We start from the raw sequence: 18,980 nt of genomic DNA, 5'->3' as shown, positions 1-18,980 counted from the left end.
AAAAATGGCGCTAGATCTTTTCCAATATGGCATGGGGACCCTCAGCGGCGCCTTGGTTGGCTTCACCCTCGCCCTTCTGGGCGGTGGCGGCTCCATCCTTGCCGTCCCGCTTCTTGTTCACGCCGTAGGACTGACCGACGCCCATACCGCCATTGCCACCAGCGCCGTTGCCGTTGCTTCGAATGCGTTGATCAGCCTGGTCATGCACGCGCGCCGAGGAACGGTGATATGGCGGTATGCGGGACTTTACTGCGCGACTGGCACGCTCGGGGCGCTGCTCGGCGCCTCGATCGGAAAGATGCTCGATGGGAAGCATCTGCTTTTGTATTTCTCGGGGCTGATGATCGCCATCGCCATCTTGATGCTGCGTCGAATAAGCGTCGCCAGCGAAGATACCTGTATCTTCGAACGTCGGAACACCACCAAGGTTCTTGCGATCGGTGGCGGGAGCGGTGTCGTCTCCGGTTTTTTCGGAATAGGCGGTGGCTTCCTGATCGTCCCCGGCCTGGTGTTTTCCACCGGCATGCCGACGATCAATGCGGTGTCGACCTCTTTGGTCGCGATCGTGGCGTTCGGTTCGACTACGGCTGCCACCTATTCCATCTCAGGTCTCGTCGACTGGCCGCTCGCCGCGGTCTTTATCGCGGGAGGCGCGTTCGGCGCCGTCCTCGGCTGCAAGCTTGTGCACCGCCTTAGGCCCTATCAATCTGCGCTCAATAGTGTTTTTGCGGGCGCCATTCTCACCTTCGGCGTCGCCATGGCGTGGAGCACCCTCCTCGGATAGCTCGCCGTAGACCACAAGTTACCAACTTGATCCAGGGGGATAGGAATGGCGTTTCGAACCTGGAGCAGGCAATGCTTTCGACTATTAAGGAATTGTTCGACTTCGGCTTGGCGAGCCAGGCACATTCGCACGTCCACGGAGCGCATCGGCTCTCGCACGGTGAAGGCGGCCACGGCCATACGCACGGCGTCGTCGACCCGAGCATCGCCTCCTCGAAGCGCGGCATCTGGGCCATCAAGTGGTCCTTCGTCATCCTGGTGATCACCGCGGTGCTGCAGCTTGTCGTCGTCTTCTATTCGGGCAGCGTCGCGCTTCTCGCGGACACCATCCACAATGTCGGCGACGCCGCGACGGCCATTCCGCTGTGGATCGCCTTCTCGCTCGTCCGCCGGGCGGCGACGAAGACTTTCAACTACGGTCTCGGCCGGGTCGAGGACTACGCCGGCCTCATTATCGTTCTTATTATTCTCTTCAGCGCGCTTGTCGCTGGCTACGAAGCGATCGACCGCCTCTTGAATCCGCAGCCGATCACACAGCTCGCCGCGGTCGTAATCGCGGGCGTCGTCGGCTTCGTCGGCAATGAGGCAGTCGCGGTGTTCCGCATCAGGGTGGGCCGCGAGATGAACAGCGCAGCGCTGATTGCCGATGGTTATCATGCGCGCACCGACGGCCTGACAAGTCTTGCGGTCGTGCTTGGCGCGATCGGCGTCTGGCTTGGCTTCCCGCTCGCCGACCCCATTGTCGGCCTCATGATCACGCTGGCAATCTTCGGCATCGTCTGGCAGTCCGCGAGAGCCGTCGTCACCCGCAGCTTGGATGGCGTCGAACCGGGGATCACGGACGAGATCCGCCATGCAGCCGAACACATCAGGGGTATCGACGAGGTCGTCGACGTAAAGGCGCGATGGCTTGGCCATAAGCTCTTCACCGACGTGGTCATCGCAGTCGATCGGTCGAAGACCGTTTCGGAGGCGAACACTATCGCGACCGCCCTGCGCCGCGAGTTGCAGGGACATCTGCCCTCGCTTGGAAACGCCACCATCCAGTTCGACGACGGCGGTGCAGTTTCAGCTCCGGTCCAGGCCTCCGCTTCTCCATCGGCCGGCCACGGTCACCATCACGCGCCTGCGCCGTTTACGGTGAGCTCCCGATTGGCGACCGGATTGCTGGAGATTATCGACACCCCCGAGGGCGAACGCATGCGGCTCTCGATCTCGAAGCATGCCAGAGGGCTCGAGGCGGTCGTGGAGATCGCTCGCGAAGGCGGCATCGAACGGCTGCCGCTTCTTCCTTCACCTGCGGATCATCATGCTCTGATGAGCACCGTCGCCCCAACCGAACCGCACGAGTTCGACGCCACGTTGAAGCTGATGGCGGGCGTCGAGATCGACGACCTTCCTTTCCGGATGGAAGAGCCTGAGGGCCATCATCACTGACTTGTCCCGGAGGCGGTCATCGGCGTAAGGTCGGGCCGCCTTCCCCTCGGAAGGATCGAGAAATGGACACGATGAGCGAACTGCACACCCATGCCACCCACCCGGAGATCGTCAAGCGCCTGAAGCGGGCCGAAGGCCACCTCCGAAGCGTCATCGCGATGATCGAGGGCGGCAAGCCGTGCCTCGACATCGCGCAGCAGCTTTCTGCCGTCGAGAAGGCGATCGTCAACGCCAAGCGCACCCTGATCCAGGACCATCTCGACCATTGCCTCGAAGAAACCGTCGGCGCCCTCCCCCGCGATAAGCGGCAGTCGATCGACGAGTTCAAGACGATCACGAAATACCTCTGACGGCATGGCCGACCTGCTTGTCTATCTGGGATTGTTCGCGACCGCCTTCGGTGCTGCGACCATCATGCCGATGCAGTCGGAAGCCGTTCTGGTCTGCCTCCTCCTGTCCGAGAAGTTCTCTATCTTCTGGCTGCTCGTCGTCGCCAGCCTCGGCAACGTTCTCGGTGCGCTGGCGAACTGGCTGCTCGGTCGCGGCATCGAACGCTTCCGGGCGAAACGGTGGTTTCCAGTGGGGCCGACGGCCCTCGACCGGGCGCAGCTATGGTATCGTCGCTTCGGCAAGTGGTCGCTGCTCGCAAGCTGGCTGCCAATCGTTGGCGACCCGATTACGGTCGTATCCGGTCTCTTACGCGAGCCCCTGCCGACCTTCCTGTTGCTGGTGAGCGTCGCCAAGGTAGGGCGATATCTGGTGCTTGCAGCAGCGACAACGGGGCTGGCCTGATGTTTCAGCAGATCATCGACATGCAGAGGGAAATCTACCTGACCTTCGCAAGTCATATAAAGGACTTCGCCGCGGGCGGCGGCTGGGGGGCGTTCTTGGCGTTCCTGCCGATGGGCATCGTCTTCGGCGCAGTCCATGCGATGACACCAGGCCACAGCAAGTCGGTGCTCGCCACTTATCTGGCGGGGTCGTCGACAAAGGCGCATCGGGCGCTTGTCGTGTCGCTGGCTCTTTCCTTCACCCATGTGACGATGGCGGTCCTTATCGCGCTGCTTGCCCTTCCCCTGGTATCACACTCCTTCGTCAATGCCGGCTCTTTGCCGGCACTCGAGGTTGTCAGCCGCGGGCTGCTGGGCGTCATCGGTCTCTGGATGGTGCTGACCGCGCTCCTCCGGCATAGCCACTCGCACGCTGAGGGCGAAGGCCTGCTGATGGGATTTGCCGCCGGCCTGGTGCCATGCCCCCTCACCTTGTTCGTAATGACCTTCGCGATGATCCACCAGGTCGTCGTCACCGGGCTGCTGTTCGCCGCCACGATGATGATGGGCGTCGCCCTGACCTTATCGGCAGTCGCCCTGCTCGCGGTGGTCTTCCGGGACCGCATCTCCTATCTGATGAGAAGGCATCCGCAATTGCTTGCCTCCGTCTCGCGCGCGATGGCCGGTCTGGCTGGTCTCGTGCTTGTCGCTATCGCCGCGATCGAGATAGCGAATTGGTTGAACGCGCGATGAGGATCAGAGCGATGCTAAGACTGCAGACTATACTCGCTTCGGCAGCAATTGCTTTCGTGCCTCTCACCAACGCCCTTGCGGACGATGGTCTGCCGTCGTTCGACCGCTTCGCCGATCGCTGCCTGGACCGAGGGCCGCAATATGACCGCGCGGCCGCACTCGCCCACCGAAACAAGTGGCCGTCGCTTGCTGCCGACATGGTGTTGAGCATTCTTCCTCTTTCGGAACCCGTGGCATTCGACGGCTGGATCACCGGGGCGGGCAGCACGGCGCCATTCGAAGCCCTGGTCGTTGGACGGGCTATGGTCGGAGAGAAGGCTGTCGAGAGCTGCACGATGGCCTTCGCGGGGACCGACGCCGCAGGCTTCGAGCGCAGCCTTGTTTCAACAAGAGCGGCAAGGCCGTCCGGAGAGCAGAACGGTGAAGGACGTATCCGGAAATTCTTCACGATCGAGCGCGATGGGTTGAAAGAGGCGGTGACGCTCGATCTTCCCATCTACCCGAACGGCAGCGACGAGGTGCTCGCGAGCGTCGTCGCCGAGCAACAAACCGAGCACTGAATATGTCCCGATGACAAAGCGATCAATGCATTCTGTCCCGCCATGCCGCATCGGCCGCGCCTTCGCAGCATCGCAAAAATTGCCGAACTAGCAGTTCTTGCCAGCGTCCGCTTGCGGCTAAAGCGCTGAACACGGGACGGTAACGATATTTCGACCGAACCCTTTCCCTGCCATTTCAAACCTCTATGTTGACGGTTGGACGAGCTAAACCCCTAGGGCGCGCATCTTTTCAGGCGCGCAAGAAATGCTGTAGAACGTTGAATTGCTGCCGTTCACACCGGCGCGGCGGGCGATAGGGAAGCGGTTTTGAATGGGAAGCGTCGGCAACAGCTGGCCGAGAGGCGGCGGCAAAATCGGCGAATTGTTGCGGCATCCGGCCTTTGACGCCGTCGGTCTCGGACCGGTCGAAAGCTGGCCTGCTTCTCTCAAGCATATCGCCGAAATGGTGTTGAATTCGCGCCAGCCGAAATTCGTCGCCTGGGGTCCGGATCTCGCCTTTCTCTACAATGATGCCTACGTGCCTGTTTTCCCTGACCGGCATCCTGGCGCACTCGGGAGACCCTTTCGCGAGGTTTGGGCTGATATCTGGGAACAGTTCTCGCCGATCGTCGCCAGCACGCTTGAAGGCAGGCCGCAGCTGTTTAAAGAGCTGCTCATCCCGATGCGCCGGGACGGCCGCACCGAGGATACCTGGTTCACCTTCTCCTACACGCCGCTGCGCGACGATGACGGCGCCATCGCCGGCATCCTCTGCGCGACCCTCGACGTCACCGAACAGGTCGCCGCCAAGCGCGGCGAGAAGCTGGCGCTGGAAGAACTGCGCGCCAAATCGGAGGCGCTTGCAGTCGTCAACCAGGCGGGCGCCGCTATTACCATCGAGCCCGATGTCGAACGTCTCACCCAGATTGTCGTCGATGCCGGTGTGACACTGACGGGCGCCGAATTCGGCGCCTTCTTCTACAATGTCGATGATGGCGAGGGCGGCAGCTACATGCTTTACGCGCTCTCCGGCGTCGACCGGAAGAACTTCGAGAAATTCCCGATGCCACGCAATACAAAGGTCTTCGAGCCGACCTTCAGCGGCGAAGGCATCGTGCGCTCCGACGACATCCTGCTCGACCCGCGCTACGGCCAGAATCCGCCGCATTCCGGCATGCCGACGGGGCATCTCCCGGTCAGGAGCTATCTTGCCGTGCCGGTCAAATCGCGCGACGGCAGCGTTATCGGCGGCTTGTTCTTCGGCCACGGCGAACCCGGCCGCTTCTCTCAAGCGGCCGAGGCGAGCCTCGTCAGCCTCGCCGGCCAATCGGCCGTCGCGATCGACAATATTCGGCTGTTCCGTGCCGCCAAAATCGAAATCGACCAGCGCCGCCACATGGAAGATCAGCTGCGCAAACTCAACGAAATGCTCGAGGTTCGGGTCGCGGCCGAGATCGCCGATCGCCAGCAGGCCGAAGCAGCGCTCCAGCAGTCGCAGAAGATGGAATCGATCGGCAAGCTCACCGGCGGCGTTGCCCATGACTTCAACAATCTGCTGCAGGTGATCTCAGGCAATCTGCAGCTTCTCGGCAAGGACGTGGCCGATAACGGCCGGGCCAGGGAGCGCATTTCGAATGCGCTTGCCGCCGTCGAACGTGGCTCGCGACTGGCAAGCCAGCTGCTCGCCTTCGGCCGCCGCCAGGCGCTGGAACCGAAGGTCGTCAATATCGGCCGCCTGGTCACCGGCATGGACGACATGCTGCGTCGCGCGCTCGGCGAGGAAATAGAAGTCGAGACCATCGTCTCCGGCGGCCTTTGGAACACCTTCGCCGATCCGGCCCAGATCGAGAACGCCCTGCTCAACCTCGCGATCAACTCGCGCGACGCTATGGATGGCGTCGGCAAGTTGACGATCGAGGTCGGCAACGCCTTCCTCGACGATTCCTACAACCGCACCCATCCCGAGGTGAAGGCCGGCCAATATGTCGTGCTCGCCGTCACCGATACCGGCTCCGGCATGACGCAAGAGGTGATGGAGCAGGCCTTCGAGCCGTTCTTCTCTACGAAACCGGAAGGTAAGGGCACCGGTCTCGGCCTGTCGATGGTCTACGGCTTCGTCAAACAGTCCGGCGGCCACGTGAAGATCTACAGCGAGATCGGCGAAGGCACGACCGTCAAACTCTACCTCGCCCGCTCGGTCCGCAGCGAGGATCGCGCCACGGCGGCCGACACCATGCCGGCGACCGGTGGAACCGAAACCATCCTTGTCGCCGAGGACGACGAGGGCGTTCGCGCCACGGTCGTCGAGATGCTCTCGGATCTCGGCTATTACGTGCTGAAGGCGAAGGATGCGCACAGCGCCCTCACCGTGATCGAGAGCGGCGCCCATATCGACCTGCTCTTTACCGATGTCGTCATGCCCGGCCCCCTGCGGAGCCCGGAGCTTGCGCGCATGGCGCGACAGCGCCTGCCCGACATCGCCGTGCTCTACACCTCGGGCTATACCGAAAACTCGATCGTCCATGGCGGCAGGCTCGATCCGGGCCTGGAGCTGCTCTCCAAGCCCTATACGCGCGAGGAGCTCGCCCGCAAGATCCGCCAGGTGCTCGCCAACCGGCCGCAACGCCACCAGGCGGAGGCCAATGCGCGGGTGTCCAATGCAAGGCAACCTGATCCACAGGTTCCCGGCACGGCTGGAAAGCTGAGGCTGCTGCTCGTCGAAGACGATGCGTTCATCCGGATGGATACCGCCGAAATCCTGCAGGATCTCGGCTACGACGTCATCGAGGCGGGCAGCGGCGAACAGGGCGTTGATATCCTTGGCCACACGCTCATCGACGTCATCGTCGTCGATGTCGGCCTGCCCGGCATGTCGGGCTCGGCCTTTGCCGCCAAGGCGCGGGACGCCCTTCCGTCGGTCGGCCTGGTCTTCGCGACGGGCGACAGCGACCCGCCCGACGCCGCTCGCTTCTCCGGCTCGGTCCTGCTGACGAAACCCTACGACAACGCTGCGCTCGACCGGGCGGTCAAGAGAGCCGTCGAGCTATCCCAAGCTGAACCGCTCTAACCCCGCCCTCGTCGAACTCGGGATATTTGCGCATCAGGTCGACCTCGCTGGTGCAGCTGTCGTCGCGGGCCGTTAATTCGATCGAGATCATGTCGGTAGGCTTGAGGCGGCCGTCGTTATGTAGGAATGTCCCTTCCCTTCCTTGAAGCTGACGATTAGGTGACCGGCGATACTTGGCCGTTCACGTCGATCGCGTCGTTTCCATCGGCTCTGACGATGTGTTTTTCCATGTTCTCGATTCCCCGCTGCACGCAGGTTTAAGCAGGCTTACCCATCGGAAACCTGACAAAACCGGCTTTTGTTCCGAATTTCGGGACAATGGCTCCTGGAGCGCCGTGTGTCCGTTCGGAGCGCAGAGGACGCTCTAACTCTTTAAATCTACGCACCGGACTACCGAAAATCGATCTGGTTCGGGCCGATGCTGTAGGGAACTTTTCCCCTCGGCACCGGTTGGATTCTCTTACAAACCGCGTTCGAGCGCTTGCAAACCACAGGAGGCGAAGATGCCGCGAGGAGACAAATCCGACTATACCGACAAGCAGAAACGCAAGGCCGAACACATCGAGGAGAGCTACGAGGAGCGTGGCGTCTCCGAGAAGGAGGCCGAACGGCGCGCCTGGGCGACAGTCAACAAGGAAAGCGGCGGCGGCAACAAATCCGGTTCCGGCCGCGGCAAGAAGGATACGCACGAATCCTCTGAAAAGGGCGGTCGGGCCGGCGGTGCTGCATCCGCGGCACGCTCGAAGGAGGAACGCTCCGCTTCCGCAAAGAAGGCGGCCGCGACACGCAAGCGCCACGAGCACCATAGCCATCACTAAGCATGTGCCGAAGGGTGTGAGCGGTCTCAGGCGGCGTCATGCTCCAACTCTGTAATCGAGGATCGGCAGGCGTCAGTCTATCGCCTGCCCATCCGGCAAAGGGATTTTCGCCATGGCCAAATCGAAGAAGTGGTCGCAGGACGTTACCGAACACAGCAACGCGATGGACCTCAAGGAAGGCGTGTTCAAATCGGACGATCCGAAGAAAATTGCCCGGTCGATCAAGCACTCCGCCGAGGAGAGCGATCGCCGCAAGTCGAGCCCGTTTCGCGCCGCCATGTCGATGCTGACCTTCTACATCAACCGCGCCGGCGAGCAGCTGTCGAAAAAGCGGCGCGGCACCCTTGAAAAAGCCAAGGACGAACTGCGAAAAGACTTCGGTCGTCAACCGAGGCATTGAACATGGCATATGAGCTTTATTATTGGGACGGCATTCAAGGCCGTGGTGAATTCGTGCGCTTGGCGCTGGAGGAAGCCGGCGCCGACTATGTCGACGTCACGCGTCAGCCCGGCCGAGGAACGGGCGCCATGCTCGAGATCATGAAGAGCGAAGGCGAGCTTCACATTCCCTTCGCGCCGCCCTTCCTGAAAGACGGCGATCTTCTTATCCCGCATGTCGCCAATATCCTGTTTTACCTCGGACCGAAGCTCGGCCTTGCACCGGAGGACGAGAGCCTTCGCTATGTCGCCAACGGCCTGCAGCTCACCATCACCGATTTCGTCGCCGAAGCGCACGATACGCACCACCCGATCGACGTGTCGCTTTATTATGAAGACCAGAAGCAAGAAGCCAAAGCCCGCTCGGTCGCCTTCATCCGGGACCGCATTCCAAAATTCCTCGGTTATTTCGAGCGCGTGCTGACGCGAAATCCGCAAGGTCCCAATCATATGATTGGCAATTCGCTCACCTATATCGACCTCTCCCTCTTTCAGGTGATCGAGGGCCTCACCTATGCCTTTCCCAAAGCGATGAAGAAGAGCAAGGCCGAATACCCCGCTCTCCTTGCCCTGCACGATGCGGTAGCCAAACGCCCGAACATCGCCCGCTATCTCGCCTCCCCTCGCCGCCTCGCCTTTAACGAGGAAGGTATTTTCAGGCACTATCCGGAACTAGACACCGGGAGCTGAAGAGTTCAGTTCGGCCTCGCCTATGAGGAAATCAAGCAGCCTGTTTTCTTCGGCCCGCAGACCCCGCAGCGGCTCGTTGCCGCCCTCGGTCAAAGGATGATCATTGCCGGCGAGCGCAATGGTGGCCGGATGGATATAGCTCGAGCGTGAGATCGCCGGCGTATTGTGCAGCGCCTCGGCCGCAGCCTCCGACATTTCCTTCACCGTCGGCCGGCCGCCGCCGACGATCCTTTCGCGGGCGACACCGAAGGCCGCCAGCGATCCGGCCCAGGTGCGGAACGTCTTGGCGGAAATCGGAATGCCCGATATTTCGGCCAGATAGGCATTCAGCCGGCCGGAATCGACCGGTTTCAGCGCGCCGCTTTCATCCTTCCAGACGAAGAGCTGGCGGCCGGGCAGGTCGGAAATCTCTTCCAGGATTTTCTGCAGCCTGGGATGTTTGAGGCTGCGCTGGACACGCTTGCCGCCCTTGGCGCGGAATTTGAGCTCGATGCGCCCGTCAACGATTTTCAGATGCCGCTTCAAGAGCGTCGTCGCGCCATAGGTGCCGTTCTCCCTGACATAGGCCTGGTTACCGACTCGCAGATGCGCCTCGTCCAGCAGCGTCGTCAAAGCCGCCAGCACACCGTTGACGTCTTCGGCACCGGTGTCGAGATGGCGCAGGACGGTGCGGCGGATCTTCGGCAGTGCCTGGCCGAATTCGATCAGCTGGTGGAACTTTCCGGCACTGCGGAAGGACTGCCAGTCCTTGTGATAGCGATATTGCTTGCGCCCGCGCGCATCGATGCCGGTCGCCTGCAGATGGCCGTTCTCGTAAAGACAGATCCAGACGTTTTCGTAGGCCGGCGGCAGGCCGAGCGCACCGATGCGCGCCCGCTGCAACTCATCGGAAAGTGTTGTGCCATCCGGCATCACATAGCTGAAGCCCTTGCCCCTCCTGCGCCTGCGGATGCCCGGTTCGGTATCGCTGACATAGATCAGGCCAAGTTCGGTGATGGCTTCGGCATTCATGCTGTTGATGACCTGCTATTTGCTCCTGCGGCCGAACTGAAACCATCGGCGGCGCTGGGCCTTGGTCGCCCCCTCCGGCGGTTGCGTCTGGCCTGTCGGTGCAAAGACGGCCAGGCTTTGGGTGTAGACAATGACCGGATTGTCCTGATCGTGCACCTCGAAGGCGCCGGTCTCCGCCCCGGTGTCGAGAACCCGTGACCACTGCGTCAGTCCGTTCACCTCAGGCAGATGGACCTCGCAGTCGCCGCCGGCGTTGAAGACGAGGAAAAGGTCATCCATGTTTTCGGTATCCAGCGCATGCGCGCTCTTCGAGAGGTAGAGGCCGAGCACCTGCAATCCTTCATCGTTCCAGGCCCCGTCGTCCATGAAGCTGCCGTCGGGCTTGTACCAGGCGATCTCGATGCGCCCGTCCTCGCTGATCTCGCCGGTCAGGAACCGCTCCTGCCGGAGGACTGGATGAGCCTTGCGGAAGGCTGCCGCCCGCCGACAGAAATCGAGGAAGGGATCGTCGAGCCCGTCCCAGCCTGTCCAGCCGATCTCATTGTCCTGGCAATAAGCGTTGTTGTTGCCGCCCTGGCTGTTGCCAAGTTCGTCGCCGGCCAGGATCATCGGCACGCCCTGGGAGAGCATCAGCGTCGCCATCATGTTGCGCCGCCGGCGGGCGCGGGCCGCGTTGATGTCGGGATTATCGGTGGCGCCCTCGGCGCCCATATTATCGGAATGATTGTCCGAATGGCCGTCCCGGTTATCCTCCCCGTTCGCCTCGTTGTGCTTGCCGTCGAAGGACACCGTATCCATGAGCGTGAAGCCGTCATGGGCCGACAGAAGATTGATCGAGGAGGTCGCGCCCCGATCGGAATGATTGAATTGCGGCGCCGAGCCGGTGATGCGCGCCGCCAGCTCCGACACCATGCCGCCGTCGCCCTTCCAGAAGCGGCGCACGTCGTCGCGGAACTTGTCGTTCCACTCGCGGAAAGGGTGCGGGAAACCGCCGACCTGATAGCCGCCCGCGCCGATATCCCAGGGCTCGGCGATCAGCTTGACGCCGGCCAGGATCGGATCCTGACGGATAGCACCGAAGAACAGGCCCTGACGGTCGAACTCCAGATCCTGGCGCCCGAGCGTGCTGGCAAGATCGAAGCGGAAGCCGTCGATATGCATGACCCCAACCCAGTAGCGCAAGCTGTCGAGCACCATGCGCATCACCATCGGATTGGCAACGTTGAGCGTGTTGCCGGTCCCGGTCGTATCGAAGGTGTGGCGGGGATCGTCGGGAGAGAGGATGTAATAGCTCGCATTGTCGAGCCCTCGGAAAGACAGCGTCGGCCCCTTCTCGCTGCCTTCGGCCGTATGGTTGTAGACCACGTCCATGATGACCTCGATGCCGACGGCATGGAACTTCTTCACCATGGTCTTGATTTCGGTGATCTTGTCACTTGAGAGATAGCGCGCCTGCGGCGCGAAGAAACCGAGCGTCTGATAACCCCAATAATTCCTCAGATTCTTTTCGAGGAGATAGCGGTCGTCGAGGAAATATTGGATCGGCAGGAGCTCGATCGCCGAGACGCCAAGTCCGACGAGATGATCGATGATCGGATCGCTGCACATGCCGAGAAAGGTGCCGCGCAGCCGGTCGGGCACTTTCGGATGCGTCATCGTCAGGCCGCGCACATGCGCCTCGTAGATGATGGTATCCGGCCAGGGCCGCCGGATCGCCTCTTCACCCGCCCAGTCGAAATCGGGATCCTGCACGACGCCCTTGACCATGAAGGGCGCGCTGTCGCGGTCGTCGAAGGAAAGATCGTCCTCGCCGATCCGATAGCCGAACAGCGCATCATGCCATTCCAGCTCGCCCGTCACCTGCTTGGCATAGGGGTCGAGCAGAAGCTTGTTCGGATTGAACCGGTGGCCCGCACCAGGATCATAGGGGCCATGGGCGCGATAGCCGTATACGGTGCCCGGTCCGATGCCGGCTATATAGCCCGACCAGATGTCGCCCTCGCGTTTGGGCAAGGGCAGCCGGGCAATCTCATCTCTTCCGTCAGGGGAAAACAGGCAGAGCTCGATCTGTTCCGCATGCGCCGAGAAGACGGCGAAATGAGTACCGGAACCCGTATACTCCGCCCCCAGCTCCGGCTTGAGGAAGTCGAGTTCCGAAAAGGAAAAGCTCATGGCGCCCCGCTTGATGAAAAGACCAAGCGGGAAACGTGAAGATGGTTCGAAAGTTCCGTAGCCGCGGGGGAAAGCGGGCGCTGTCGTTTGCCGATCGAAGCGTTTACGGCATCAGCTGGCCGCCGTTGACCTCGATGACCTGGCCGGTGATGTAGCCCGAGAGCGTCGGCGAAGCGAGGAAGAGATAGGCCCCGACGCAATCCTCTGATGTGCCGACGAAGCCCATCGGGATCGATTTGCGTTGCAGTTCCATCTGCTCGTCATTGGTATAACGCTCGTGGAAGGGCGTGGCGATCACACCCGGCGCCACTGCGTTGACGCGGATCCTGTCGGCGACGAACTCCTTGGCATGGCCGGGCGTGATGGTCGAGACGAAGCCTTTGGAGGCGGCATAGAGGACCGCGCCATTGCCGCCGCCATTGCGGGCGGCGATCGAGGTGGTGTTGATAATGAAGCCGCCCTGCTTTTTCAGCCAGGGATGGGCCGCGCGCGTCGCCGCCAGCACCGAACGGGCATTGAGGTCCATCACCGCGGCATAATGGGCGTCGGTATATTCGGAGGTCGGCTTGCGCCCCAGCATGCCGCCGGCATTGTTGATGAGCCCGTCGAGATGGCCGAAGGTCTTCGCCGTCTCCTCGACGACACGCTCGGTCTCCCCTTCCCGCGACACGTCGCCCTGGATCAGATGCACCGTGCCGCCGGCAGCCCGAATCTCTTCGCCGAGCTTCTCCGCCGGCTCGCGGCTGGCATTGTAATGCACGCCCACCTTGGCTCCTTGCGCCGCAAAGGCGCGGGCAACCGCCGCCCCAATCCCAGTCGAGGCGCCGGTGATCAGCACCGCCTTGCCTGATAGATCCGGCAATTTGATGGATGCGAGCATTTGAGCAAGTTCTGTCATGGCTATGACGCCTCCCGAAAAACCAAAGACATAGGTGATGAAACAGGCAGGGGAAAGTCTACCAGCCGAAATCTAAGAAGGGCAATGCACGAAATGGCGAGAGCCGAGGTCCTTGCAACACCTCGAATTCCTCTCAGCGGGCATCATCGCCGATGCCCGCCGGAGGACGTTCACTGGACCTTGAAAGAAATTGTTAGGAAGACACACCGAAAGCCGGCTGCGGCTCCCGCCTGGCAAGAGGCGGGAAGGCGAGCGCGATCGCCGCCGCGCCGAGTCCGACCATCGCAGAACCGATGAAAAGCCAGGAATAATTGGCGAAAGTATCGAAGATCCAGCCGCCGATCAGAGGGCCGAAGGCCATGCCGAGGCTGGAGAGCATCGTCGCGGCGCCCAAGACGGTGCCGATGATACGCTGGCCGAAATATTCCCGCGCCAGCACCGCATAGAGCGGCATCACGCCGCCATAGGCACTGCCGAAGACGATGGCGAGGGCATAAAACTCCGTCAGCTCGCTGACCAGGAGATAGGTCGCGAGCGCGGCCGCCTGCACCAGGAGGCCGGCGATGAGGACCGGCTTCACGCCGAGTCTGTCGGCGAGGCTGCCATAGAGCAGCCGGCCGCCGAGGCCCGCCAGGCCTTCGACACTGTAGATGCTGACGGCCGCCATCGGTGCGACGCCGCAGATCGTCGCATAGTTCACCATGTGGAAAATCGGGCCGGAATGGGCCGCGCAACAGGCAAAGAAGGTGAGGCCGAGCACGATGAATTGCGGCGACCGGAAGACTTTCGACAGCTGTGGCCGGCCGCCTTCCGCGGCAAACTCGGTGCCGGCGTCGACGGCTTCGGCAGGCGGGCGCCTGACCAGCAGGGCGGCCGGCACCAGGAGCACCCAGGTGGCGATGCCGATGATCAGCATGGCGGGGCGCCATTCATAGGCCGAGATCAGCCAGCGCGCGAAGGGCGAGATGGTCATCGGCGCCACCCCCATGCCGGCGGAGACGAGCGACACGGCAAGCCCGCGGTTCACGTCGAACCAGGCGGTGGTCGCCGCGATCATCGGCGCGAAGAAGGCGCTGGCGGCCAGTCCGACCAGAATGCCATAGGTCAACTGAAATTCGATGAGCGTTGCGGCGCGGCTGGCGAGCACCAACGCCAGGCCGAGAAGCACGGACCCTACCAGCACGACGATGCGCGGCCCGAAACGGTCGCTTGCCGCGCCCCACAGGAAACCGCCGAGACCCATAACGAGGAAATTCAGCGTCATGGCGCTGGCGATGCCGACATGCGACCAGCCGGTCGCGGTGGCGATCGGCTCCTGGAAAATCGCCAGCGAGAACATTGCGCCGATGGCGACGCACGACATCAGGGCGCCAACGGCGACGATGACCCAACGATAGGAAACACTCATGGCTTCATACCTCCATGCCGACAGAGTGATCGCGACGCGTGCAGCCGGTCCGCCGCTTTCCGCGCCTTGCGATTAAAGACGTTTGAACCGCTGCGATTTCGACAGCGCCCTCACATCTTTTTACCACCGTGCCGTTTAGAGCGTGCGGAACATCACCAGGGCGTCGACATAACCCTCAGTCGGATGAAGGAAGACGCCCGGCAGCCGGCCGACGATTTCGAAGCCGAGGGATTGCCACAGCGCGACGGCGCGGCGATTGCTGCTGACGACGAAGTTGAACTGCATGGCGCGAAAGCCCCGTAACCGGGCATGTTCGAGCGAATGGTCATGCATCCGGCGGGCGACACCGCGGCCGCTTGCCGCGGGATCGGTCATGTAGCCGCAATTGCAGACATGGCGCCCACCGCCCGCCTGATTGGCCTTGATGTAATAGGTGCCGAGGATGACGCCATCCTCTTCCGCGACGAAGGTCTCGCGGTCCGCTCCCATCCAGTAGGCGAGCGCATCGGCTTCGGAGAGATCGCTGTCGAGCGCATAAGTCTCGCCGGCACGGATCGTCGGGCCGATGATTCTCCAGATGGCGTTTCGGTCGTCATTGTTTGCGGGTCGGATCAGCATGGCCGTTTCTATCGAAGCCCGGCACCGGAGGCAACGGGCTGAGCCCTGTCAGACCCTTTCGAGGGCAATGGCGACCCCCTGCCCGACACCGATGCACATGGTCGACAGCGAATAACGTCCGCCGGTTTCGGCAAGTTCCAGCGCCGCCGTGCCGGCGATGCGGGCGCCCGACATCCCAAGCGGATGGCCAAGCGCGATTGCGCCGCCGTTGCGGTTCACCCGTTGATCGGCATCGGCAATGCCGAGCGCCCGCAGCACCGCCAGCCCCTGGCTGGCAAAGGCCTCGTTGAGTTCGATCACGTGGAACTGTTCTTGAGTCATGCCGAGCCGCGCCATCAGCTTGCGCGAGGCCGGGATCGGCCCGATGCCCATCACCCGTGGAGGAACCGCGGCGGCCGCGCCGCCGAGGATGCGGGCGATAGGGGTCAACCCATATTTCCGCGCCGCCGCTTCCGAGGCGACGATCAGCGCCGCCGCTCCGTCATTGACACCGGAGGAGTTGCCCGCCGTCACCGTGCCGCCTTCTTTCTTGAAAGGCGTGGCGAGTTTTGCCAGAGCCTCGATCGTCGTCGCGCGCGGATGCTCGTCCTTGTCGACGACGATGGGATCGCCCTTGCGCTGGGGAATGGTGACCGGAGTGATCTCCTTCGCCAGCCGTCCGCTCGCTTGGGCAGTTGCCGCCTTCGCCTGGCTGCGCAGCGCGAAGGCGTCCTGATCGGCGCGGCTGATATGATAGTCCTCGGCGACGTTCTCGCCGGTCTCCGGCATGGAATCGACACCATACTGTTTCTTCATCAGCGGGTTGATAAAGCGCCAGCCGATCGTGGTGTCGTGGATTTCGGCCGCCCGCGAAAAGGCCGTTTCGGCCTTCGGCATGACGAAGGGCGCCCGCGACATGCTCTCGACACCGCCCGCGATCATCAGCTCCGCCTCGCCGGCGCGGATGGCGCGCGCCGCCGTGATCACCGCATCCATGCCGGAGCCGCAGAGCCGGTTGATCGTCGTGCCCGGCACCGCAATCGGCAGGCCGGCGAGCAGCGCCGACATGCGCGCGACGTTGCGGTTGTCCTCGCCCGCCTGGTTGGCGCAGCCGAAGATCACGTCGTCGACGGCTTCCCAGTCGACGGCGCCGTTGCGCGCCATCAGCGCTCTCAGCGGGATGGCGCCGAGATCGTCGGCCCGCACCTGGGAAAGCGCGCCGGCGAAGCGGCCGATCGGCGTCCGGATATAGTCGCAGATGAAAGCTTCGGTCATGGCTTTCCCTTCAGAGTTTCGGAACGACGAGATCGGCCACCGGCCCCTCGACGTGCAGTCGCGCCCCGGTCATCGCCTGCAATTCCTCCAGCGACATGGCAGCGAGCTTCTCGCGCAGCAGGAAGCGCCCCTCGACAATGTCGATGACGGCATGGCTGGTATAGACGCGGGTGATGCAGGCCACACCGGTCAGCGGAAAGGTGCATTTCTCCACCAGCTTCGGCTCGCCCGTCTTGGTGACATGCTCGGTGATGACGCAGACCTGTTTGGCGCCATGCACCAGGTCCATGGCGCCGCCGACAGCCGGCACGCCCTTGCTGCCGACCCGCCAATTGGCGAGATCCCCATTCTCCGCGACCTGATAGGCGCCGAGGATCGCGACGTCGAGATGGCCGCCGCGCACCATGGCAAAGCTGTCGGCATGGTGGAAGAAGGCCGCACCCGGCTTCAGCGTCACCGCCTTCTTGCCGGCGTTGATCAGATCCCAATCCTCCTCACCTTCGGCGGGCGGCTCGCCAAAATTGAGGATGCCGTTTTCGGTGTGGAAGATCGCCTGACGGCCGGGCGGCTGATAGCGGGCGACCATTTCGGGAAAGCCGATGCCGAGATTGACATAGGCGCCGTCGGCAATGTCCTGCGCCGCCCGCCAGGCGATCTGCGCATTGGAAAGTTTGATGTCGTCCCTGATATCGACGGTCATACGTAGGCCACTCCGGCTCGGATGAGCTCTTCTTCCTGCTGCGGATGCGGGACGGCGACGAGACGGTCGACGAAGATGCCCGGAGTGACCACATGTTCGGGATCGATGCCGCCGGCCGGCACGATCGAGGAGACCTGGGCAATCGTCCTGGCCGCCGCCATGCACATCAGCGGATTAAAATTGCGGCCGGCCTTGTTGTAGGTGAGGTTGCCGTGGGTATCGCCGATCGCCGCCTTGACGATGGCAAAATCGGCTTTCAGCCAGCGCTCCTGCACATAGTGGCGGCCGTCGAATTCGGCGATGACCTTGCCCTCGGCCAGTTCGGTGCCATAGCCGGTCGGGGTGTAAAAGGCCGGAATGCCGGCGCCACCGGCGCGGATGCGCTCGGCCAGCGTGCCCTGCGGCACCAGCTCCAGTTCGATCTCGCCGGCCAGGTATTTGTCGGTGAAAGCGCGCGGATCTGAGGAGCGCGGGAACGAGCAGATCATTTTCCGGACCAGGCCGGCGTCAATCATTGCGGCGATGCCGATGCGGCCGTTGCCGGCATTGTTGTTGATCACAGTCAAGTTTTTCGGGCCCTTGTCGATCAGGGCATGGATCAGCTCGATCGGCGCACCGGAGCCGCCGAAACCGCCGATCATCACCGTCGCGCCGTCGCCGATCTCGGAGACGGCCGCCGCCGTGCTCGCGATTGTCTTGTCCATGGGGATCTCCTCAGCCTTGGCGTCAGAAATAAAACGCTGCGGGAGCAGCGGCAAGATATTTTGTGCGTTATTTGACATTTGTTCGTATATCGCACAGAATGACTCAAGGATTGGAGACCGGAACCATGCGCGAAAGCGATTTCGTCAGCGGCTTTGCCCGCGGCCTGAAAGTCATCGAAGCCTTCGGCGAAACGCGCCAGCGGCTGTCGATCGCGGAAGCCGCCAAGCTGACCGGGCTCGACCGCGCTACCGTGCGCCGCTCGCTGCTGACCCTCGCCGAGCTCGGTTATGCCGATTACGACGGCAAGTTCTTTACGCTGACGCCGAAGATATTAAGGCTCGGCCATGCCTATCTCCAGGCGACGCCGCTGCCGGCGCTGTTGCAGCCGCATCTCGATCATCTTTCGGAACAGGCCGGCCAGAGCGCCTCGGCCTCGGTGCTCGACGGCACCGAGATCGTCTATATCGCCCGGGCCGCGCAGCGCCGGGTGATGTCGATCAATCTCACCCCCGGCAGCCGCCTGCCCGCCTATTGCGCCTCGATGGGCCGGGTGCTGCTTGCGGCTCTTTCCGAGACCGAAGCGCGCGCCGTCCTCGCCAGGAGCGAGCTCAAACAGAACACGGCAAAGACCAAAACCGACCCGGAGGAACTGATCGAAGAATTCCGCCGGGTGCGCGCCGAAGGCTACGCCGTCATCGATCAGGAGCTGGAAATCGGCCTCTGCTCGATCGCCGTGCCTGTCGAAAACGACCGCGGCGAAACGATCGCGGCGATCAATATCGGCGCCCCGGCCGCCCTCGTCCCGGCCGCCGAGATGAAGGCGCGTTATCTCAAGCTGCTGAGGGAAACGCAGGCCGCCTTACGGCCGCTGCTGCGACGGTGACAGCAGCTGGAACTGCGCATGCCAGATCACTCGCGG

At 62.6% G+C, this 18,980-nt stretch carries 19 protein-coding genes and 1 pseudogene; 11 read left to right on the top strand and 9 right to left on the bottom strand.

The genetic code is table 11. From position 1 onward, the window contains the following. Window positions 1-4 precede the first annotated feature (4 nt). The 7 genes from AMK02_RS28585 (at window position 5) to AMK02_RS28555 (ending at window position 7,349) form a co-directional block, all read left to right on the top strand. A complete protein-coding gene (locus tag AMK02_RS28585; RefSeq protein ID WP_064808379.1) occupies window positions 5-784 on the top strand; it encodes a sulfite exporter TauE/SafE family protein in 780 nt (259 codons plus the stop codon). A gap of 71 nt (window positions 785-855) precedes the next feature. Continuing rightward, entirely contained in the window at window positions 856-2,220 is a 1,365-nt protein-coding gene (locus AMK02_RS28580) for a cation diffusion facilitator family transporter (protein WP_064808377.1), read from the top strand. 62 nt (window positions 2,221-2,282) lie between these two features. After that, window positions 2,283-2,570, top strand: coding sequence for a metal-sensing transcriptional repressor (locus AMK02_RS28575; protein WP_064808375.1), 288 nt, complete (start codon window positions 2,283-2,285; stop codon window positions 2,568-2,570). A 4-nt stretch (window positions 2,571-2,574) separates the two neighbouring features. Continuing rightward, window positions 2,575-3,012, top strand: coding sequence for a YqaA family protein (locus tag AMK02_RS28570; protein ID WP_064808374.1), 438 nt, complete (start codon window positions 2,575-2,577; stop codon window positions 3,010-3,012). Continuing rightward, window positions 3,012-3,743: a HoxN/HupN/NixA family nickel/cobalt transporter gene (locus tag AMK02_RS28565; RefSeq protein WP_082929734.1), complete on the top strand. Its 732-nt coding sequence runs from the start codon at window positions 3,012-3,014 to the stop codon at window positions 3,741-3,743. The genes AMK02_RS28570 and AMK02_RS28565 overlap by 1 nt, the downstream gene beginning before the upstream one ends. After that, window positions 3,725-4,303, top strand: a complete 579-nt coding sequence (locus AMK02_RS28560; protein WP_237358389.1) for a hypothetical protein — start codon at window positions 3,725-3,727, stop codon at window positions 4,301-4,303. Before AMK02_RS28565 ends, AMK02_RS28560 begins: the two co-directional genes overlap by 19 nt. A 310-nt stretch (window positions 4,304-4,613) precedes the next feature. Further along, complete coding sequence (locus tag AMK02_RS28555) at window positions 4,614-7,349, top strand: hybrid sensor histidine kinase/response regulator (protein ID WP_064808372.1); 2,736 nt, start codon at window positions 4,614-4,616, stop codon at window positions 7,347-7,349. On the opposite strand, the pseudogene AMK02_RS32645 reads toward AMK02_RS28555, so the two are convergent. Next, a pseudogene (locus AMK02_RS32645) lies at window positions 7,309-7,579 on the bottom strand (hypothetical protein). The gene AMK02_RS28555 and the pseudogene AMK02_RS32645 overlap by 41 nt on opposite strands. A gap of 273 nt (window positions 7,580-7,852) precedes the next feature. Here AMK02_RS32645 and AMK02_RS28550 point away from each other — a divergent pair. The 3 genes from AMK02_RS28550 to AMK02_RS28540 all read left to right on the top strand — a co-directional run bounded on the left by AMK02_RS28550 (window position 7,853) and on the right by AMK02_RS28540 (window position 9,295). After that, entirely contained in the window at window positions 7,853-8,167 is a 315-nt protein-coding gene (locus AMK02_RS28550; protein ID WP_064808370.1) for a hypothetical protein, read from the top strand. A 112-nt stretch (window positions 8,168-8,279) separates the two neighbouring features. Then, window positions 8,280-8,567: a DUF3175 domain-containing protein gene (locus AMK02_RS28545; RefSeq protein WP_064808368.1), complete on the top strand. Its 288-nt coding sequence runs from the start codon at window positions 8,280-8,282 to the stop codon at window positions 8,565-8,567. A gap of 2 nt (window positions 8,568-8,569) precedes the next feature. Then, window positions 8,570-9,295 carry a glutathione S-transferase gene (locus AMK02_RS28540; protein WP_064808366.1) on the top strand — a complete coding sequence of 242 codons (726 nt, stop codon included), beginning with the start codon at window positions 8,570-8,572 and terminating at the stop codon, window positions 9,293-9,295. On the opposite strand, the gene AMK02_RS28535 is transcribed toward AMK02_RS28540, so the two are convergent. The 8 genes from AMK02_RS28535 to AMK02_RS28500 all read right to left on the bottom strand — a co-directional run bounded on the left by AMK02_RS28535 (window position 9,278) and on the right by AMK02_RS28500 (window position 18,060). Beyond that, window positions 9,278-10,306 carry a DNA topoisomerase IB gene (locus AMK02_RS28535; RefSeq protein WP_064808365.1) on the bottom strand — a complete coding sequence of 343 codons (1,029 nt, stop codon included), beginning with the start codon at window positions 10,304-10,306 and terminating at the stop codon, window positions 9,278-9,280. The two genes, AMK02_RS28540 and AMK02_RS28535, sit on opposite strands and share 18 nt — an antisense overlap. A gap of 15 nt (window positions 10,307-10,321) precedes the next feature. Beyond that, window positions 10,322-12,478, bottom strand: a complete 2,157-nt coding sequence (gene glgX, locus AMK02_RS28530) for a glycogen debranching protein GlgX (RefSeq protein ID WP_064808363.1) — start codon at window positions 12,476-12,478, stop codon at window positions 10,322-10,324. A gap of 103 nt (window positions 12,479-12,581) precedes the next feature. Beyond that, complete coding sequence (locus tag AMK02_RS28525; RefSeq protein WP_064808361.1) at window positions 12,582-13,376, bottom strand: SDR family NAD(P)-dependent oxidoreductase; 795 nt, start codon at window positions 13,374-13,376, stop codon at window positions 12,582-12,584. Window positions 13,377-13,569: 193 nt separating this feature from the next. Continuing rightward, window positions 13,570-14,784: an MFS transporter gene (locus tag AMK02_RS28520; RefSeq protein WP_064808359.1), complete on the bottom strand. Its 1,215-nt coding sequence runs from the start codon at window positions 14,782-14,784 to the stop codon at window positions 13,570-13,572. A gap of 135 nt (window positions 14,785-14,919) precedes the next feature. Beyond that, complete coding sequence (locus AMK02_RS28515; protein WP_064808357.1) at window positions 14,920-15,402, bottom strand: GNAT family N-acetyltransferase; 483 nt, start codon at window positions 15,400-15,402, stop codon at window positions 14,920-14,922. Between the two features lie 48 nt (window positions 15,403-15,450). Continuing rightward, window positions 15,451-16,656: a 3-oxoadipyl-CoA thiolase gene (gene pcaF / locus AMK02_RS28510; protein WP_064808355.1), complete on the bottom strand. Its 1,206-nt coding sequence runs from the start codon at window positions 16,654-16,656 to the stop codon at window positions 15,451-15,453. Between the two features lie 10 nt (window positions 16,657-16,666). Further along, entirely contained in the window at window positions 16,667-17,356 is a 690-nt protein-coding gene (locus AMK02_RS28505; RefSeq protein ID WP_064808353.1) for a CoA transferase subunit B, read from the bottom strand. Then, complete coding sequence (locus tag AMK02_RS28500; RefSeq protein ID WP_064808351.1) at window positions 17,353-18,060, bottom strand: 3-oxoacid CoA-transferase subunit A; 708 nt, start codon at window positions 18,058-18,060, stop codon at window positions 17,353-17,355. The genes AMK02_RS28505 and AMK02_RS28500 overlap by 4 nt, the downstream gene beginning before the upstream one ends. A gap of 125 nt (window positions 18,061-18,185) precedes the next feature. On the opposite strand from AMK02_RS28500, the gene AMK02_RS28495 reads away from it, so the two are divergent. After that, the gene (locus AMK02_RS28495) at window positions 18,186-18,944 is read left to right on the top strand and encodes an IclR family transcriptional regulator domain-containing protein (protein ID WP_064808349.1); all 759 of its coding nucleotides are present in this window, start codon (window positions 18,186-18,188) and stop codon (window positions 18,942-18,944) included. Window positions 18,945-18,980: the final 36 nt, after the last annotated feature.

It is taken from the genome of Rhizobium sp. N731, assembly GCF_001664145.1.
Taxonomy (GTDB): Bacteria; Pseudomonadota; Alphaproteobacteria; order Rhizobiales; family Rhizobiaceae; genus Rhizobium; species Rhizobium esperanzae.
This window is presented reverse-complemented; position numbering and strand designations above follow the sequence as displayed.

Excerpts from the sequence above, each read along its gene's own strand:
- AMK02_RS28585 (WP_064808379.1), top strand. The coding sequence starts at position 5 with ATGGCGCTAGATCTTTTCCAATATGGCATGGGGACCCTCAGCGGCGCC.
- AMK02_RS28580 (WP_064808377.1), top strand. The coding sequence starts at position 856 with ATGCTTTCGACTATTAAGGAATTGTTCGACTTCGGCTTGGCGAGCCAG.
- AMK02_RS28575 (WP_064808375.1), top strand. The coding sequence starts at position 2,283 with ATGGACACGATGAGCGAACTGCACACCCATGCCACCCACCCGGAGATC.
- AMK02_RS28570 (WP_064808374.1), top strand. The coding sequence starts at position 2,575 with ATGGCCGACCTGCTTGTCTATCTGGGATTGTTCGCGACCGCCTTCGGT.
- AMK02_RS28565 (WP_082929734.1), top strand. The coding sequence starts at position 3,012 with ATGTTTCAGCAGATCATCGACATGCAGAGGGAAATCTACCTGACCTTC.
- AMK02_RS28555 (WP_064808372.1), top strand. The coding sequence starts at position 4,614 with ATGGGAAGCGTCGGCAACAGCTGGCCGAGAGGCGGCGGCAAAATCGGC.
- AMK02_RS28550 (WP_064808370.1), top strand. The coding sequence starts at position 7,853 with ATGCCGCGAGGAGACAAATCCGACTATACCGACAAGCAGAAACGCAAG.
- AMK02_RS28545 (WP_064808368.1), top strand. The coding sequence starts at position 8,280 with ATGGCCAAATCGAAGAAGTGGTCGCAGGACGTTACCGAACACAGCAAC.
- AMK02_RS28540 (WP_064808366.1), top strand. The coding sequence starts at position 8,570 with ATGGCATATGAGCTTTATTATTGGGACGGCATTCAAGGCCGTGGTGAA.
- AMK02_RS28535 (WP_064808365.1), bottom strand. The coding sequence starts at position 10,306 with ATGAATGCCGAAGCCATCACCGAACTTGGCCTGATCTATGTCAGCGAT.
- glgX (WP_064808363.1), bottom strand. The coding sequence starts at position 12,478 with ATGAGCTTTTCCTTTTCGGAACTCGACTTCCTCAAGCCGGAGCTGGGG.
- AMK02_RS28525 (WP_064808361.1), bottom strand. The coding sequence starts at position 13,376 with ATGACAGAACTTGCTCAAATGCTCGCATCCATCAAATTGCCGGATCTA.
- AMK02_RS28520 (WP_064808359.1), bottom strand. The coding sequence starts at position 14,784 with ATGAGTGTTTCCTATCGTTGGGTCATCGTCGCCGTTGGCGCCCTGATG.
- AMK02_RS28515 (WP_064808357.1), bottom strand. The coding sequence starts at position 15,402 with ATGCTGATCCGACCCGCAAACAATGACGACCGAAACGCCATCTGGAGA.
- pcaF (WP_064808355.1), bottom strand. The coding sequence starts at position 16,656 with ATGACCGAAGCTTTCATCTGCGACTATATCCGGACGCCGATCGGCCGC.
- AMK02_RS28505 (WP_064808353.1), bottom strand. The coding sequence starts at position 17,356 with ATGACCGTCGATATCAGGGACGACATCAAACTTTCCAATGCGCAGATC.
- AMK02_RS28500 (WP_064808351.1), bottom strand. The coding sequence starts at position 18,060 with ATGGACAAGACAATCGCGAGCACGGCGGCGGCCGTCTCCGAGATCGGC.
- AMK02_RS28495 (WP_064808349.1), top strand. The coding sequence starts at position 18,186 with ATGCGCGAAAGCGATTTCGTCAGCGGCTTTGCCCGCGGCCTGAAAGTC.